Source organism: Vibrio sp. RM-69-4 (assembly GCF_024743775.1).
GTDB classification, from domain to species: Bacteria; Pseudomonadota; Gammaproteobacteria; order Enterobacterales; family Vibrionaceae; genus Vibrio; species Vibrio anguillarum.
In genome coordinates this window covers 1-17,509 of sequence record NZ_JAMQXI010000050.1, presented here as the reverse complement: position 1 = coordinate 17,509, position 17,509 = coordinate 1, and the positions used below count along the sequence as shown (strand labels likewise).

Sequence of the window (17,509 nt, the reverse complement as noted above, 5' to 3'; positions counted from 1 at the left end):
TTCTCCGGCCATTCGTTTTGTGTTGTCGGCAAATGAGCACTTTCACCCTCAGATTCGTGGTTAACTCAAACCGTAAAACAGGCAAGGTTCTTTGCTTGCCTCAATGAGTTTTTGGCGTTGGTTTGTTGTCAATTCAGCGTGCGCAAAGTGTGGAAAGGGCAAGTTTATCGAGTATTTCGCATTTGCTGAAAGTCTTGCTTGTTGAGTTTGTCTCATTCAAAAGCTTGGTTTGTTGTTGAACGGTGGGCTTTGTTTTGGCGGCTTATTTATCACGGCTCTGGCTTCGGTTGATTCTTGAATCACTCAACCATTGCAATCGTGGCTTTGGGTCGTGTAAAGTCAGTTTATCTTATTGAATTTGCATAACAAACGGCTCAAGAGGGATTGCCAACGCGTGGCGACTTTAGTGCAAAATTGAAGTTCAGTGTTTACAGTGTGTTTTTTGAGTTCGGCTATGCGTTGTCAACCCCTTAGCCGGGCGTTATAAGCAAATTCAGCTCCAGAGGATGAAAAATGGAAATCGAGTACAAAGTAAACCATCCAATCTCAGTTGAACAATTCGTGAGTTTACTGAAGAAAACATCATTGGGTGAGCGGCGTCCTTTGGATAATAAGTCAACTATTCAGGGTATGCTCGATAACTCTAATTTAATTGTGACCGCATGGCTGAACGATCAACTTGTCGGTGTTGCTCGTTCAGTGACAGATTTCCATTATTGCTGCTATCTATCTGATTTAGCTGTTGATGAAAGTGTTCAATCCAATGGTATAGGTAAATATCTGATCTTAGTGACCAAAGAAGAGCTGAGCCCAAGCTGTAAATTGGTTTTACTGTCAGCACCGAAAGCACAAGGTTATTATCCGAAAATTGGTTTTGAAGCTCTTAATAGTGCATGGGTTTTGTCTAGTTCTGAACAGCTGAACATCAATTAAATCAAGGTTTTATTTGCTTATAACAAACGGCTCAAGAGGGGCAGCCAACGCGTGGCATTTTTATTATGCGTTGGTTTTTGTGGTTACGGTGTTATGCGGAAGCTTGGCAGTTGCGTTGGCTGCCCCTTAACGCGGCGTTATGCAACTCAGGTAAATTTAGGGTTTCAATCTTTTAGGATTTCTCCGGCCATTCGTTTGGTATTGTCGGCAAATGAGCTTTTTTACCCTCAAATTCGTGGTTAACTTAAACCGTAAAACAGGCAAAGTTCTTTGTTTGCCTCAATCAGTTTTAGCGTTGGCGCGTTGTCAAATTAGTGGGCGCAAAGTGTGGAAAGGGCAAGTTTATCGAGCATTTTGCACTTGCTGAAAGTCTTGCTTGTTGAGTTTGTCTCATTCAAAAGCTTGGTTTGTTGTTGAAAGGTGGACTTTGTTTTGGCGGCTTATTTATCACAGTTCTTGCTTGGGTTGATTCTTGAATCACTCAACCATTGCAATCGTGGCTTTTGGTCGTATAAATTCGGTTTATCTCATTGAATTTGCATAACAAACGGCTCAAGAGGGATTGCCAACGCGTGGCGACTTTAGTGCAAAATTGAAGTTCAGTGTTTACGGTGTGTTTTTTGAGTTCGGCGGTGCGTTGTCAACCCCTTAGCCGGGCGTTAGCTATTGTTTTATTCAGCAGCAAGGAAATTAAAGATGTCAAAGTATCAATTTTTCTGTAAACCAAATTCAAATCGTAATGAATTTACTTATCTGGATATGAGTTCAGAAACTTATCTTTTTGAAAAGGAAGAACTCTTGAGCTCGGGGTTAGAAGTGGAAGGTGATACGATTTATGCTTCTTCTCCAGAAGAGGCTATTGATAAATTTAAATCAAATTTTTGTGAGCCTTTGAAGGATTATGCAAATTCAAATGTTGCAGGTGGATTGGCGACATTCATTTTTGAATCATTCAAATCAGTCACTGGGAAAAAATAGCTAACAAACGGCTCAAGAGGGATTGCCAACGCGTGGCGACTTTAGCGCAAAATTGAAGTTCAATGTTTACAGTGTGTTTTTTGAGTTCGGCGGTGCGTTGTCAACCCCTTAGCCGGGCGTTAGGCAAAGTGAGTTTTTATCAGCTAAATCGGGTTTGAATTGAATGGTGAATTCCATGTTTTAATGGCTGGACTTAAGCAATAAATCGTCATCACATATTTGTTGTTTCTTGATCGTGTTGGGTTGTTTTTCGCTGTGAATTCAGCGGCAAAATAACCTTCAGCATCCAAACGTCCGCCGAGCATGCTACGCTCGTCACTTTTCTTCCAAATCGCTAAATTTGAGTTTTTTGGTTTCTTTGCTGATTTAGCATTTTGGTTTATAAATGAATCGGTTAGTTTGTTTCAAGTTTACAAAAAAGCTCGTTCTTTGGTTGTGAAAGTGTCGGTGTCAATTGGTTGGCCTAACAAACGGCTCAAGAGGGATTGCCAACGCTTGGCGACTTTAGTGCAAAATTGAAGTTCAGTGTTTACAGTGTGTTTTTTGAGTTCGGCTATGCGTTGTCAACCCCTTAACCGGGCGTTATGCAACTCAGGCAAATTTAGGGGTTCAATCTTTTGGGATTTCTCCGACCATTCGTTTTGTGTTGTCGGCAAATGAGCTTTTTTACCCTCAAATTCTTGGTTAACTCAAGCCGTAAAACAGGCAAAGTTCTTTGTTTGCCTCAATGAGTTTTGGTGCTGGTTTGTTGTGAATTTAGCGCGCGTAAAGTGTGGAAAGGGCAAGTTAATCGATCATTTTGCTTTTGCTGAAGTTTTCGCTCGTTGAGTTTGTCTGATTCAAAAGCTTGGTTTGTTGTTGAAAGGTGGGCTTTGTTTTGGCGGCTTATTTATCACGGCTCTGGCTTCGGTTGGTTCTTGAATCACTCAACCATTGCAATGGTGGCTTTTGATCGTGTAAATTCGGTTTATCTCATTGAATTTGCATAACAAACGGCTCAAGAGGGATTGCCAACGCGTGGCGACTTTAGTGCAAAATTGAAGTTCAGTGTTTAAGTGTGTTTTTTAAGTTCGGCGGTGCGTTGTCAACCCCTTAGCCGGGCGTTAAATTGCAGTCAAGAATGGTGGATTATCAAAATTGATATTTATGATGTGTTTATTGGCGAATCGGCCTTTGGCAACCCTTGCGGGGTACTAGAGCTAATGTTCTGCGCAACTTTTTCAGGACACTTTTCTAAAGGACTTTTCATAATCGATCGGTGACATATCGCCGTTAGTCGTATGTAGCCGATCTAAATTGTAATATCGCATATAAGCTGACACATCATTTTTCATGTTCTCTCGCGTTGGTTGCGGTACTTTTAACAACCAGTCATGCTTCAGGCTACCAAAGAACCGTTCAACTACCGCATTGTCCCAACACGCTCCAACATCACCCATGCTGGCTCTTATTCCATAGTTCGCCAGTAAATTGCGATATCGTTTACTGGTATATTGCGACCCTCTGTCTGAGTGAAACACCAAACCTTTACGTGGTTGGCGTAGGTTATAGGCTTTCATCATCGCTTTGCTTACCAAATCCGTGGTCATACGTTTATCAAGGTGCCATCCCACAATGCGCCGTGAATATAAATCCATAACGATGGCTAGATACATCCAACCTTCGCCCGTCTTTAAATACGTCACATCGCCAGCCCACACTTGGTTTGGTGCTAATGGATTAAAGTTTTGGTTAAGCAGATTATCGGCGACCGTATCACTATGCTTACGTTTTGTGGTCACTTTGTACGCCATACGTTGTGTGACAACAAGGCCCAGCTGGTTCATCAGCTTTTGTGTGCCATAGTCACTGACTTTAAAGCCCTCATTGCATAACCGTTTTCGCAGCTCTCGATAACCCAAACTACGTCGACTTTCTTTGAATATCACCTTTGCTCTACGATATAGATGTAACTGCTCTTGTGTTATTCGCTGAGCTGGCCTTTTCAACCACGCATAATAGGCTGAGCGACTCACATTCAAGCTGTTACATAAACGAGTAACAGGATAATCAGAGCTCAGTTGTTTAATCGTCTCAAAGGCTACTTGGTTTCCTTTAGCAACAGGGCGCTGGCCTTTTTTAGGATGTCCTTTTCCATCCTTAACTCTTTGTTTTCTTTACGTAGTCGTATTAACTCTGCTCGTTCGTCAGGAGAGAGCACTGAACCAGATTTTTCAGCTTCAAATTTCGTTTTGTCATAGTCACCTCAATAGTAGGATTATATTCCTTTATCAAAGTGTCCTGTTGGATTAAAGCAGATCAGTGCAACGCAACTGACAAAACTTGAAACTATTATTGGACAGATGGACAAAACGGTACCGGTGTTAGAAACGCTGATTCTCAGTGAGCAATACACCGCGATCATAAGCGAATGGGCAGCAATCAAAGCGCATATCCAAGGCATCGTATTACTGAGCCAAAGTGAGGATAATTTACCTGCCCACACATTATTCATTAACGAGGCCGCCCCCATAGCAGAAGTTGCCCTTGACCAGTTACAAGGGCTGATTAACGACGAGTCGACTAACAAAGAAGGAGGGGAGCGGAAACGTCTCTTTAAATTGTATGCTGACAGCTATAATTCGTTAGCTAATGCACTGGCATCGTTGCGAGATTTCTTACTGTATGCGAAGCCTGAACATCTCGAAAAATATCAAGACCTGATTAACTCTCATAACCAATCTGTTGCTGAAATTGTGGAAAAGTCCTCTTTGCTATCGGATGATGAACAGAGTCTTTGGTCATTATTTAATGAGATGCAGCAGCTTTATTTCCCACTCGCACAGCAGGTGATTGCAATACGCCAATCTGAGCTATGGAACGGCGTCAATCAAAAAATGGCCACACAACTTATGCCTGCCGTAGATAAAATGACTAACCGTCTTGAAGATGTTATCGCCACTCAACAATCAAAAGCAGAGCAAAGTGGCGAAAGGATGAGTCGTAGCATTAGTAATGTGATTAACGTGTTATTTATCATGATTGCCGTGACTGTTTCAGTTGCTGTTTTGCTTTCCAATTACTTAGGTAAGAATATCGGCCGCAGAGTGAGTCGAATTGGAAAGAGAGCCGAAATTATTGCGGCAGGAGATGTCTCTCAACCAGCACTTTTGTGTGAAGGTAGCGACGAGCTATCTCAGCTTACCGCCGCGATAAACAATATGAACAACTCACTGCGAACGATCGTTCAGGGAGTCAGTACCAAAGCGCAACAGGTCAGTCAAAACATGGATGAGCTTCTGAACTATAACTCAAACACTCGGCAGCAAGTACAGCAGCAGCGAGCAAGTATTGAGCAGGTTACAGTACGTTTGAGCGATGTGGCGCAGTATTCTATGGCGACCGCAGAAAAAGCTGAACAATCTACGCAATCTCTTTTGTTATCACAAAATGAGCTCAAAGAGGGAGCCTCGGCGCTAGAACAAAATAGAAAAAGTATTGATAAGCTTGATCAAACCATACAAAAGGCAACGCAATTGGTGCTCGATCTTAGTCGAGAAAGCGAATCGATTGGGCGTGTGACCGAAGTAATAGAGGGATTAGCGGAACAAACTAACCTTCTGGCCTTAAATGCGGCGATTGAGGCCGCAAGAGCCGGAGAATATGGACGAGGCTTTGCTGTGGTAGCGGATGAAGTTAGGCTGCTGGCGACTCGAACCACTCAATCAACCACAGAAATTAACACTATTATAAACGCCATACAGTCAGCGACTGCGGCTGTGGTCAATGAAATTAACATGAGTCAGAACCTTGCCAATGAGGGTGCGGCGCAGACCACCCACGCCTTCAACAAAATGATGGACGTACAAGGAAAAATAACGGCGTTAGATAAGGAAATGCACCAGTTATCCTCGGCGGCCGATCTGCAACAACAATCAACACACCAAATGACTCAATTCATGCAAGAGGTTGTCAATTCGGTGGAAAGTGTGGCAAGTATTAGCCAAATCTCAAACCAAACGTCAGCGCAAGTAAAAGATAATGTCACTGTACTCAATCAAGAAATGGAAAAGTTCAAAATTTAAACGCAAGAGTAGATATTCAATTGAGTTAAAAATAACCAAAAGCACACAAATCTCAACCAATTGAATTTACTTTGTTTATTTACTGTTCGCTTGAACGGGTTTTGATAAAAAATGGGTTTTCTTTTTTGCTAACTGTGGCATAGTGACAGCGTCAATTCGGTGCGCGGGCATCGTATAATGGCTATTACCTCAGCCTTCCAAGCTGATGATGCGGGTTCGATTCCCGCTGCCCGCTCCAATATTCTCGTCTTTATCCAGTCTACTAGAAACAAAAAATCCACCCTAGAAAGAGTGGATTAGAGTCGTTCTTTTTAAAAATTTAAACGGGACTGACGCTTTCTGCTTGTGGCCCTTTTTGACCATCAGTGATTACAAAACTCACCTTTTGGCCATCGACTAAGTTGCGGCGCCCTTCACCCGTAATAGCGGAAAAATGTACAAATACATCTTTGCTGCCATTATCTGGGGTAATAAAGCCAAAACCTTTATCTTGGTTGAACCACTTTACAATTCCGTTTACTTTTTCACTCATAATCTTACTCTTGCTATGTTGTTTTGACGTTGCGAAACAGTTGCAACATGAATAACTTAACCAAAGTATTTTGCACAATCTAATGAAGTTTCTGTGAATGTGATGTACGCCTTGTTGAGTATCACATTTTGCGATTTCTATACCAAAATGTGATGCATTAACTCAAGGTAACTGTTCATACTTCAACTCTATTTCTGCCGTTTTGTTTAGCTTTATAGAGCGCTTGATCCGCAATTTTTAACACTGCTTCAGGTTTTTCTGAGGCGTAGCTATCAGCCACGCCAATACTAACCGTAATAGAGACAAGATTTGATGGTGTTTTCTGCTCACGCTTCTTGGAACCGAGCTTATCGTCTTTTGGTCTGTCTTCTGCGTTCCTAATGACCATTTGGTACTGTTCAATATCTTTGCGAAGCAAATCTAAGTAGATTGCAGCTTGCTGTGCATTTTTTCCTTTAAATAGGATGGTAAACTCTTCACCACCGTAGCGATAAACACGTGCGTTTCCTTGAGTCAGCAATAAACGGCTAGCAATCAACTTAAGCACATCATCACCAGTGTCATGACCATAGCGATCATTGAACTGCTTAAAATGGTCTATATCTAGCATCGCTATCGCATATTTTTTGCCTAAGTATTTGATGTCAAGATCTAAGGCGTGGCGACCTGGGATACCCGTTAAGCGATCAATAAACGCCATTTTATGACCCGCCGAAATTAGATATAAGATCAATAAAACCCCGGCTAGAGAGAAAAGTGTGCTTGAGATATAACTCACGTGGAAAAAAATAAAGGTGACGGAGGAGAGTAAAATACTGGCGTAAATGCTGGTGTCTAAGATCTGGTTTCGCGTGAGCACAAATATTGCGGAGACCCCAATTAATGCCAAGAGGTACATCACCAACAAAAATGGCAATTTCGATATTTTCGGTATAGTTACTAACAAAACCTGGCTAAAATTCTCAAATCCGCCATCACTGACGTACATCAAAGTAACAACGGCCCAAAACATTAACAGCAGCAAAATAGCGATGTATAAGCCATAAGTTTTACTCAATACAGTAGCATTACTTCCTAATGCATAAGGTACTAAACACAAAACGGGTAATAACAAACTTAATAACGAAAGCTCTAGCAAGGTTGTTCCCGTAGAAAGGGGCATCTGTAAGCGCCACTGGATGATTGCGTAGGCCACCATCATCGCTGTCGAGATCATAGCCAAACGCCCTTGCTTAAAAATGTGTCCTAATGCGATTGCTACCGTGAAAAGAATATAAGGCAGGTTACTAGCGAAGCCAATATTGGCGCTAGTGATCAGAATGACGTTTTCCATCCCCAACATAATGGCTATTAGCAACCCTATTGGGAATAAGAATCGAAACCAATGAGATGATACAAAACTTGTCGGCATTAATAATACAAATATGACCTTTGTGGCATTTAAAATTAAAATTGATAATAAGGCCCATAGCATACTTTTATTTAATAGATTGCCAAGCTTTTTGCTAGACTTACTAAATGAAAGCGAGCACTTGAACAAAGTTTAGACGACAACGCATCTAAAAGTTGTATAAAATCACCAAGGTACGCTAAGTTGTTACTGCTAAGTTCTATCTAAATATTTTGATTAGTACGAAGAGGAAGGAGTGTAAGGATGCAAATCAGTGTTGATGTACATAATTACATGGAAACACTTGTCGGACGCGTATTGGCTGAAGATAAGTATGTAAATCACTATGATAATGAGCAGCTTGCCGATCTCGCTTGCTTATCCCTTGCTCAATTGAGACCGATCTATATTCGATACGACATAGATTTTCTCTCTGCGCTACCTGAAGAAAAATTGGTCATACTTAAAGAGAATGCACAAGTTGCCGTTGAATCGGCGGAAAGCATGATCGTTAATGATCGACGTAGACACAGAGAAGATGATATTCCTATCATTCTAGGCCAATTGCGCTTTGACGATAACTTAGAACTAGAGTGGTTCGAGAAGCCGATTATTGAAACAAACAAGTCTTAAAGGAGCTCTTGTGGGATTTTTTTCTCGTTTATTTAATCAAGGGTCAGGCAATGACTCAAAAATGAAGCTTTTGGATCCCATTGAATATAAAGGTTTTTTAATTTACCAAGATGCAATGTCTGAATCAGGGCAATATCGTGTCGCTGGTAAAATTAGTAAAGATGTTAATGGTGAAATATGTACTCACCGTTTTATCCGCTCCGATGTCGTAGCTAGTAAAAGCGACGCTGATGAGCTTATGCTTAAAAAAGCAAAAATGCTCATCGATCAGATGGGCGAGAAAATCTTTTCCTAACATCGTCCAACTTGATAAAAATCATAATGAATATCCTCATTAGTCGATACCCTTATTCATTGAGTAAAATACATGGCTAATATCCTGTTTTTATAGAGCTTTGTGATAAGTGGTTCGACCTCTGCTTTGTTTGGATGTCGTTGTGTTTTTGTCTTTCACCTATGACAATCACTCATTACTTAACCTTATATGTAATAGCATTTTGTATTTTTATTACAAACTGCTTGCAGTTATGCTGGTGGTTAGATAAAAACAGAATAATCATTGTGCCAATAGTCAAGGAATAACTATGCAAATTGGTGTACCAAAAGAGACCCTTACGGGTGAAACACGGGTTGCAGCTTCACCGAGTTCGGTAGCGCAATTAATCAAACTAGGCTTCGACGTCTCCATTGAAACTCAAGCTGGGGTTTTAGCCAGTTTTGATGATGCGGCTTTTGAGGCGGCTGGTGCCACGATTGTTTCGACACAAGATGTTTGGAATTCAGACATTATCTTGAAGGTCAATGCGCCGATTGTTGATGAAAAACAATCGATTGATGAGGTTGCTTTAATCAAAGAAGGGGCAAGCCTAATCAGTTTTATCTGGCCTGCACAAAACCCAGAATTGATGGAACAGTTATCAAGTAAAAAAATCAACGTGCTGGCGATGGACTCAGTGCCGAGAATATCCAGAGCACAAGCTTTAGACGCTTTGTCATCAATGGCTAACATTGCTGGCTACCGCGCTGTTGTTGAAGCTGCACATGAATTTGGCCGCTTCTTTACTGGGCAAATTACCGCAGCGGGCAAAGTCCCGCCGGCAAAAGTACTGGTTGCTGGAGCTGGCGTTGCTGGCCTCGCTGCTATCGGTGCCGCAGGAAGTTTGGGGGCAATTGTACGAGCTTTTGATGTTCGCCCAGAAGTAAAAGAACAAGTTCAATCAATGGGTGCAGAGTTTTTGGAAGTCGATTTCCAAGAAACGGCTGGTTCAGGCGATGGTTACGCCAAAGAGATGTCTGACGACTTTAATAAAAAGGCCGCTGAACTGTATGCAGCGCAAGCTAAAGATGTCGACATCATTATCACGACGGCTTTGATCCCTGGACGTCCAGCCCCTAAGCTGATCACCAAAGAGATGGTCGACAGTATGAGCGCTGGTAGCGTGATCGTCGATCTTGCAGCTGCAAACGGGGGGAACTGTGAATACACGGTTGCCGATAAGGTGATTACAACCGCCAATGGTGTGAAAGTGGTCGGTTATACTGATATGGTTGGCCGCTTACCAACACAATCCTCTCAATTATATTCAACAAACATCGTTAACTTGCTGAAATTGTTATGCAAGGAAAAAGATGGATCTATCAATATTGACTTTGAAGACGTTGTTTTACGTGGTGTGACGGTCGTGAAAGAAGGCGAAATAACGTGGCCAGCACCACCGATCCAAGTCTCTGCTCAACCGCAAGTCAAGACCGCACCAACTAGACCTGAACCCAAAAAACAAGAACCCGTTTCTGCGACGAAAAAAATTACTGGCTTAGTTGCTGCCGTTGGCGCTTTTGCTTGGATCGCATCGGTCGCACCTGCGGCTTTCTTAAGCCATTTCACCGTTTTTGTTTTAGCGTGTGTTGTGGGTTACTACGTCGTTTGGAATGTTACTCATGCTTTACATACTCCTTTGATGTCCGTTACCAATGCAATTTCCGGCATTATTGTGGTCGGAGCTTTATTGCAGATAGGTCAAGGGAGTGGTGTGGTCACTTTCCTCGCGTTTATCGCTGTTTTAATTGCAAGCATTAACATCTTTGGTGGTTTTACAGTCACCAAACGTATGCTTGAAATGTTCCGTAAAGACTAAGGGAGTAATATATGTCTGCAGGATTAGTACAAGCCGCATATATTATTGCTGCTATCTTCTTCATCATGAGCCTTGCTGGATTATCAAAGCAGGAATCAGCAAGAGCTGGTAACTACTATGGTATAGCGGGTATGGCTATCGCACTCATCGCCACTATTTTTCGTCCAGATGCGCAGGGCTTAGCTTGGGTATTGCTGGCGATGGTAATTGGGGGCGGTATCGGTATTCATTATGCTAAAAAAGTAGAAATGACCGAAATGCCCGAACTTGTGGCTATTCTCCACAGTTTTGTGGGCATGGCTGCGGTATTAGTGGGTTATAACAGCTATATCGATGCGCCAATTGTACTCGATCACGCTGAACACGTGATTCATTTGGTTGAAGTGTTCATTGGGGTATTTATTGGTGCCGTCACCTTTACAGGATCTATCGTCGCCTTTGGTAAACTGCGTGGAATCATTTCGTCGTCGTCGCTCAATCTCCCTCATAAGCATAAGCTCAACCTCGCGGCCATTGTTGTCTCCACATTATTAATGATTTACTTTGTTAATAATGGTGGCAGCATGTTTGCATTGATTATTATGACTCTGATAGCGTTCGCGTTTGGCTACCATTTGGTGGCTTCGATTGGTGGTGCAGACATGCCCGTTGTGGTATCGATGCTTAACTCCTATTCAGGTTGGGCAGCGGCAGCGGCTGGCTTTATGTTAGCGAATGATTTGCTGATCGTAACCGGAGCACTGGTTGGTTCTTCAGGTGCCATTCTTTCTTACATTATGTGTAAAGCGATGAACCGCTCTTTTGTTAGTGTGATTGCCGGGGGCTTTGGTCAGGATGTGACTATCAGCGCAGACGTTGAATACGGTGAACACCGTGAAATAAACGCTGAAGAAGTAGCCGAAATGCTGAAAAACTCTAAGTCAGTGATCATCACTCCAGGGTATGGCATGGCAGTAGCTCAAGCACAGTATCCTGTTCACGAAATCACGGAGAAGTTACGTGCACAAGGCATTAAAGTTCGCTTTGGTATTCACCCAGTAGCGGGACGTTTGCCTGGCCATATGAACGTACTGCTTGCTGAAGCAAAAGTGCCTTATGACATTGTGTTAGAAATGGACGAAATAAACGATGATTTTACTGAAACGGATACGGTTTTGGTGATCGGTGCAAATGACACAGTAAACCCAGCAGCATTAGAAGATCCGAACAGTCCGATCGCCGGAATGCCAGTGTTGGAAGTATGGAAAGCGCAAAATGTCATTGTATTCAAGCGTTCAATGAATACTGGCTATGCAGGTGTACAAAACCCTCTTTTCTTTAAAGATAATACCTATATGCTTTTTGGTGATGCAAAAGAGAGTGTAGACGCCATCTCAAAAGCGTTATAGCATCTACGATTAGGATAATGAAGAAGCCAGCAAAATGCTGGCTTCTTCTGTTTTTGAGCAATCATTATTGACATGGATATAACACGTGCAATGTATTATTAGTTAATAATGTTATATAGTTTTTAATCTAAACCATTAATGAAAATAAAACTTGTTTAAAGCGATTAAGACCTACTTTTGGACTATTTTAGTTCTAATACCTATTCAAACCTATGCCGATTCGTTGCCAGAACGCATCGACCTTTTTGCGTCGCTTTTTGATTATAGTACCGCTGATGTAAGTTATGATATCCGTACTTTGCAGGTTGATTATCCAACTCGCTTATTGACTCCCGAATCAATGTTACCGCAAACGGCTGAATACCCTTTAAAAGATCTACAGTTGTTATACAAATTATCTCAAAGCTGTACAGGTAAGTTGCCGCTGAGCCCACTCATAACAGAGCCATTAGTCTTCACGAGAGCTATCTGTAAAGGATCTCAATTACCGTCGAAATGGTTTGCGAGAAGCGCTTTGATTCACCCTGGAGGTGGGACATATGCGGCTCGTTATGTGAAAAAATACCCTGAGAAATTTGTCGAGTTGCAACAATATATGCACATACGAGAGCGCACCAAAGCAAGTGTGGATTCTTTGCTTGGCCGCATCCAAAACATGAATGAAGATACGATCTTAGCACTTATATCAGGTGCAACCATGTTTGTAGAGAACAGCGATCTTTGGCTGAGAAAAGGGGATATGTATTACGTTTTTAACGAAGACGTATGGTTAGACAACGCGAGTAAAGCAGGACTCAGCTATAGCATGGCCTCGGAAAATTCGACCTGTTTTATTCAAAGAGGCAACATTTGTTGGAATGTTGAAGATCATTCCAACGTGTTACGGATAAGTATGGTAATTCTTGTCCTAGCTAACATAATACTTGTATTAGGCTGGTCCCTTTATCGTTGGAATTCAAAACGACAGGAAATGAAAAGTCGTATGTTGGTGCTGCAGATTCTTACTCACGAGCTCAGAACACCCATTGCAAGTCTATCGCTAACCGTTGAAGGATTTAGGCGCGAATTTGAAAGGTTACCATCAACTGTTTACGATGAGTTTAGACGCCTATGCGAAGATTCCAGACGTTTACGGCAACTGGCCGAAGCCAGTAAGGATTATTTACAGTCAGAGAGCAGGCCGCTTGCAACAGACTGGGTACCTTCCGTTGAAGAATGGTTACAATACAAAGTGGAAGAAGAGTTTCGTGAAAGCATAGATCTTGTTATAAACAAAGATATTGCAGCTAAACTGAATGTTTATTGGCTTGGGACATGCATCGATAACTTAATTAGAAACGCAGTAAAATACGGTGTTGCTCCAGTTACGTTAGAGGTAACAACTAAACAAAATTCAATCACGATCAAAGTTACAGATCAAGGTCTGTTAAATCATCGAGATTGGAGAAATTTACGTAAACCTTTTGTCAGCAAAAGTGGCTTAGGTTTAGGTTTGACTATTGTAGAATCAATGGTAGGTCGGATGGGTGGTAAGATGACACTCGCAGGACCGCCAACCACATTTATATTGGAGATCCCCTGTGAAACAGACATTGCTTCTCGTTGAAGATGATAAAAACCTTGCCGATGGCTTATTAGTAAGCCTTGAACAAGCAGGGTATGACTGTTTACATGCAGAAACTATTGCAGATGTTAAACAGCATTGGGACAGTGCAGACTTAGTCATCCTCGATCGCCAATTACCCGATGGCGATTCTGTTCAGCATTTGCCAGAATGGCGTAAAATAAAAGAGTTGCCAGTAATTCTTTTAACCGCACTTGTTACGGTCAAAGACAAAGTGGCCGGATTGGACGCAGGGGCAAATGATTACTTAACCAAGCCTTTTGCCGAGGCTGAATTATTTGCACGAATTCGAGCCCAACTTCGTTCACCAGAATCAGAAGGGCAGGATGACACGAAAGTGGTTACACCCAATCTTGTTATTGATAAAGCCACAAGAGAAGTTTTTTTTAAAGAAGATTCAATTACCTTAACACGTACTGAATTTGACTTACTCTTATTTTTAGCAAGCAATCTTGGGAGAGTGTTTACGCGTGACGAATTGCTTGATCATGTATGGGGTTATAACCACTTTCCAACGACAAGAACCGTAGATACCCACGTGTTGCAATTGCGCCAAAAACTTCCAGGCTTAGAGATTGAAACCTTACGCGGTGTTGGATACAAGATGAAAGCGTGATGCAGAAATCTCGTTTACTATTGGTAGGCATAGCATTTGTGACTATTCCTACCAAAGCACAAAATGTTGAGTGGTTTGATCAAATCACACCGCTTACCCAAGCGCATCAGAATCTTTTAAATAATAATTTAGAAGCAATGTTTAACTCACTTGTCGAAGTGTGGCAGCTTGAACATAACAAAAACATTCAGAGCCATCTCAATGAATTATTATTACAATCATTAACCGTTGATTGCGGTAAAAGTTTAGACAAAAAACCACTCCCTGAATGGCTTAAATCAATCACCATTAATAGGCAAGAGATCCAGAGCCCAGGAAGAGATGCATTTCATGTTGATATAGAAGTGGACGCTGAAAAACCACTTGCTGATATCAGGCTGGCGCAGTGGGTTGATAAAAGTTTATCAACCGATAGCTTGTTAACGACCACTTCGAGTGACAGCGTCACTGGAAAGGCACATTACTTAAAGCGTTATAATCTCAATAGTAAAATTACAATGGGTTTATACCGTCTTGATATAACAGCCAAAGATCAGCAATCTTGGAGCGCATGGATTGTGCTTGGTGAACCCAAAGCAAAGCAAATTGTACGTTGGGCTTCAAAAGATCAATGGCAAATTGAAAAAAAAGCGCTACTTAATCCATATTGTCCTTTACCTGAACTCAATGTATCGCTGTATGATTATATCGATGGAAAATACTCTGAAATATGGAGTCAACGCTACGAGTCTGAGTATCCTAATGAACTTGAAATCACTAATTTAGCTGCAGACCGTTATGTACTAGCGGTATCAATGACTCAACAACGTTGGCAAGGGCCGATTATCATTGAGCAATCTCAAGTAATCAGTAAAACCTACGATGTTTCAGTAGATGAATAATTAAAGATAATAGACAATGTGCCGTTATAGACACAAAGGAAACGACACGTTTATAACATTATGAAAAATTTCATTAAAATACTCCCACTTGCAGTCGTACTTACACCCTCTTTCAGCTTCGCAGCCAATTATGCAATAGAGGCGCGAGGGGATGCGATGGGTGGTGTAGGGGTTGTATCTGCGAACTTTCTCACTGCTCCATTTTATAACCCTGCACTTGTGGCTATTTATCGTCGTAACGATGACGTAGGTATGATCGTTCCCAGTTTCGGGATTTCTTATAATGATGAAGACCACATGGTCGATGATTTAGACAGCATTTCAAGCTTCATAGAAAAAAAAGATTACACAAATACTGAACAGCTGCAGAAAAGTTTAGATAATTTACAAAATGATAAACTAAAAGCCGAAATTGGCGGTGTTGTCGCCTTTGCCATTCCTAACCAATTTATAGCGGCTAATTTATTCGCCAAAGCCTATACCGAAACGTTTGTCACTCCTGATATTTACAGCGGCGAAAATACTGCGTCATTAACTCCTGAGCTACAAACTGTCGAAAACGCAGAGCTCAGCGCAGTGAACGCTGTTTCCGTTGGGGTAACAGAAGTGGGTTTCTCGCTAGCCAAGTACCAAACATTTTTAGGCCAACATATTGCCTTTGGTGTAACACCTAAACTTCAACGCATCTACACCTATGTATATTCAGCAAGCGTAACCGATTACGATATCAAAGATGCACGAGATAATGGCCAAGGTGAAACCATGTTCAACCTTGATGCCGGCGCATTGTGGTTTTATGGACCTTTAAGAGTTGGATTTTCTGCAACCAATTTAGTCAAGAGAGACATTCAAACTCAATCTTACACTAAGAGTCTTAAGAGCCAATTCGGTAAAACACGAGACATCAATCTTGGCTACGCATACCAAATGAGGCCACTTTATACAGTAGGCGTAGGTATTGTTGCAGACTATGCCACATTAAGCGTGGATTATGATCTTAATGAAGAAGAGCGCTACACTAATTTTAATGACAATACACAGATGATTCGAGTAGGTGGTGAAATCGATATCATGCGTCAGTTAAAATTAAGAGCAGGATATAAGAAGAACTTAGCATACGATAATGTTGATGGAACAATCACAGCAGGGGTAGGGATCTCACCTCTCAATCTCTTCCAACTGGACATTGGAGCAAGCTATACAAACGATAATGCGATGGGAGCTTACATAAATTTCCTTGCTAGTTATTAACTCGATCTCTATAGTCAGGCTCCTAATCAACCGGAGCCTTTTTAAATGTTTGATGATATTCCTACTTTATCTCACCAAGAACAGCAAGAAGCTGTTGAGAAAATTCAACAACTAATGGCTCAAGGTATCAGTACCGCAGAAGCCATAAAAATCGTTGCATCCCAAATTAGAGCAGAAAAATCTGCAGATAAAACGAATTAATTCTCAACCTAACTATTTCCATTGCATAAGAGCGTTCACTCATTAGTGGACGCTTTTTTGTATCGAGAAAACCCCCAGCTAGGCTGGGGGGTCCGTAAAGCTTACAGCTATAAGCCAGTTATATAATCCCTTTCAATTTGATAAAAACGTCTTGTGGTCTGGCAACTGCAAGAGTTAATTAAGAATTGAAAGGGGGTCCCAATCGGGACGAAGAGAGCTTAGCGCACACGCGATGGAATTGTAAATATCATGTGGTTTTTGGAAGGCTGGTGTTCTACCAGACTTCGCCGGGATATCATCCAAATGCTCACCAACGAGCAAGTGGGTAGCGTATATTCTCGAGTTTTGGTGCTTTCAGCGATGTTCTGTTTAACAGGTTTTGTAGCGAAAATCAAAATGAATTTGTTGCTGACCTACCTGGACTTTTTAACAAAATTCATGACCACGTACCCAAGGACAGTTTTGCTTATACAATTACTGATTCTATGAAAAATAATTCTGGTTGCCCTGGGGCTTTAGTAACGCAATTTCAGGATAATTGGGGTACTGCTAGTGAATGGTATTCTAACTGGACTAATGGCATAGGCGATGTCTCTCCAATTATGCGCATGGCATTACTCTCTAGTGTGCTGACTGATTCATCTGTGGAAATCTCCAGCGACGAATATAATATGTTTCTTACTGGTAGCCTGTCTGATATTGATACCTTTATAAACGAAAAGTACGGTAAAAATACCATTGAATACATTAACGAGGATCTTGCTATGTGGAACTATTACTTCGATCCTAGTGAGAATCCAGTTACCGGTTTTGGTATGAATTTCCATTCTTCTAATGGAATACAGGTAGACTACTTCACTGCATTATCAGAGAATTTACCTTC

At 41.6% G+C, this 17,509-nt stretch carries 14 protein-coding genes, 1 tRNA gene and 2 pseudogenes; 14 read left to right on the top strand and 3 right to left on the bottom strand.

The features are described 5' to 3' along the window. The first annotated feature begins 513 nt into the window (after positions 1 to 513). Together NB504_RS07535 and NB504_RS07525 are read left to right on the top strand one after the other, a co-directional pair. Positions 514 to 933, top strand: coding sequence for a GNAT family N-acetyltransferase (locus tag NB504_RS07535; protein WP_258428589.1), 420 nt, complete (start codon positions 514 to 516; stop codon positions 931 to 933). 696 nt (positions 934 to 1,629) lie between these two features. Then, a complete protein-coding gene (locus NB504_RS07525; RefSeq protein WP_088733334.1) occupies positions 1,630 to 1,911 on the top strand; it encodes a hypothetical protein in 282 nt (93 codons plus the stop codon). A gap of 1,220 nt (positions 1,912 to 3,131) precedes the next feature. Here NB504_RS07525 and NB504_RS07515 read toward each other — a convergent pair. Continuing rightward, positions 3,132 to 4,144, bottom strand: a pseudogene (locus tag NB504_RS07515) (IS3 family transposase); the annotation flags it as partial. A gap of 109 nt (positions 4,145 to 4,253) precedes the next feature. Between NB504_RS07515 and NB504_RS07510 the strand changes: the two are divergent. Further along, entirely contained in the window at positions 4,254 to 5,975 is a 1,722-nt protein-coding gene (locus tag NB504_RS07510) for a methyl-accepting chemotaxis protein (protein ID WP_258428587.1), read from the top strand. A 163-nt stretch (positions 5,976 to 6,138) separates the two neighbouring features. Beyond that, positions 6,139 to 6,213, top strand: a tRNA-Gly gene (locus tag NB504_RS07505). 81 nt (positions 6,214 to 6,294) lie between these two features. Here the strand turns inward: NB504_RS07505 and NB504_RS07500 are convergent. Continuing rightward, positions 6,295 to 6,507: a cold-shock protein gene (locus tag NB504_RS07500; protein ID WP_013867804.1), complete on the bottom strand. Its 213-nt coding sequence runs from the start codon at positions 6,505 to 6,507 to the stop codon at positions 6,295 to 6,297. 175 nt (positions 6,508 to 6,682) lie between these two features. Next, positions 6,683 to 8,047, bottom strand: a complete 1,365-nt coding sequence (locus NB504_RS07495) for a diguanylate cyclase (protein WP_013867803.1) — start codon at positions 8,045 to 8,047, stop codon at positions 6,683 to 6,685. A gap of 114 nt (positions 8,048 to 8,161) precedes the next feature. On the opposite strand from NB504_RS07495, the gene NB504_RS07490 reads away from it, so the two are divergent. The 10 genes and pseudogenes from NB504_RS07490 to NB504_RS07445 form a co-directional block, all read left to right on the top strand. Continuing rightward, positions 8,162 to 8,530, top strand: a complete 369-nt coding sequence (locus NB504_RS07490; protein WP_013867802.1) for a late competence development ComFB family protein — start codon at positions 8,162 to 8,164, stop codon at positions 8,528 to 8,530. Positions 8,531 to 8,540: 10 nt separating this feature from the next. Next, positions 8,541 to 8,825 carry an HlyU family transcriptional regulator gene (locus tag NB504_RS07485; RefSeq protein ID WP_026027783.1) on the top strand — a complete coding sequence of 95 codons (285 nt, stop codon included), beginning with the start codon at positions 8,541 to 8,543 and terminating at the stop codon, positions 8,823 to 8,825. 289 nt (positions 8,826 to 9,114) lie between these two features. Beyond that, complete coding sequence (locus NB504_RS07480) at positions 9,115 to 10,665, top strand: Re/Si-specific NAD(P)(+) transhydrogenase subunit alpha (protein ID WP_258428586.1); 1,551 nt, start codon at positions 9,115 to 9,117, stop codon at positions 10,663 to 10,665. An 11-nt stretch (positions 10,666 to 10,676) separates the two neighbouring features. Further along, a complete protein-coding gene (gene pntB, locus NB504_RS07475) occupies positions 10,677 to 12,053 on the top strand; it encodes a Re/Si-specific NAD(P)(+) transhydrogenase subunit beta (protein ID WP_013867799.1) in 1,377 nt (458 codons plus the stop codon). Positions 12,054 to 12,204: 151 nt separating this feature from the next. Beyond that, the gene (vxrA, locus tag NB504_RS07470; RefSeq protein ID WP_017046913.1) at positions 12,205 to 13,659 is read left to right on the top strand and encodes a sensor histidine kinase VxrA; all 1,455 of its coding nucleotides are present in this window, start codon (positions 12,205 to 12,207) and stop codon (positions 13,657 to 13,659) included. After that, positions 13,634 to 14,293: a response regulator transcription factor VxrB gene (gene vxrB / locus NB504_RS07465; RefSeq protein ID WP_013867797.1), complete on the top strand. Its 660-nt coding sequence runs from the start codon at positions 13,634 to 13,636 to the stop codon at positions 14,291 to 14,293. Before vxrA ends, vxrB begins: the two co-directional genes overlap by 26 nt. Further along, entirely contained in the window at positions 14,290 to 15,174 is an 885-nt protein-coding gene (locus NB504_RS07460) for a DUF2861 family protein (RefSeq protein WP_017042833.1), read from the top strand. Before vxrB ends, NB504_RS07460 begins: the two co-directional genes overlap by 4 nt. A 60-nt stretch (positions 15,175 to 15,234) precedes the next feature. Continuing rightward, on the top strand, positions 15,235 to 16,425 hold the full coding sequence (locus tag NB504_RS07455) for a conjugal transfer protein TraF (RefSeq protein WP_258428585.1): 1,191 nt from the start codon (positions 15,235 to 15,237) through the stop codon (positions 16,423 to 16,425). A 45-nt stretch (positions 16,426 to 16,470) separates the two neighbouring features. Next, positions 16,471 to 16,626 (top strand): YoaH family protein, encoded by a 156-nt coding sequence (locus NB504_RS07450; protein WP_013867794.1) that lies wholly within the window; start codon positions 16,471 to 16,473, stop codon positions 16,624 to 16,626. 485 nt (positions 16,627 to 17,111) lie between these two features. After that, positions 17,112 to 17,509 (top strand): annotated as a pseudogene (locus NB504_RS07445) (hypothetical protein); the annotation flags it as partial.

Coding starts and splice junctions, on each gene's coding strand:
- NB504_RS07535 (WP_258428589.1), top strand. CDS start 514: ATGGAAATCGAGTACAAAGTAAACCATCCAATCTCAGTTGAACAATTC.
- NB504_RS07525 (WP_088733334.1), top strand. CDS start 1,630: ATGTCAAAGTATCAATTTTTCTGTAAACCAAATTCAAATCGTAATGAA.
- NB504_RS07510 (WP_258428587.1), top strand. CDS start 4,254: ATGGACAAAACGGTACCGGTGTTAGAAACGCTGATTCTCAGTGAGCAA.
- NB504_RS07500 (WP_013867804.1), bottom strand. CDS start 6,507: ATGAGTGAAAAAGTAAACGGAATTGTAAAGTGGTTCAACCAAGATAAA.
- NB504_RS07490 (WP_013867802.1), top strand. CDS start 8,162: ATGCAAATCAGTGTTGATGTACATAATTACATGGAAACACTTGTCGGA.
- NB504_RS07480 (WP_258428586.1), top strand. CDS start 9,115: ATGCAAATTGGTGTACCAAAAGAGACCCTTACGGGTGAAACACGGGTT.
- pntB (WP_013867799.1), top strand. CDS start 10,677: ATGTCTGCAGGATTAGTACAAGCCGCATATATTATTGCTGCTATCTTC.
- NB504_RS07455 (WP_258428585.1), top strand. CDS start 15,235: ATGAAAAATTTCATTAAAATACTCCCACTTGCAGTCGTACTTACACCC.
- NB504_RS07450 (WP_013867794.1), top strand. CDS start 16,471: ATGTTTGATGATATTCCTACTTTATCTCACCAAGAACAGCAAGAAGCT.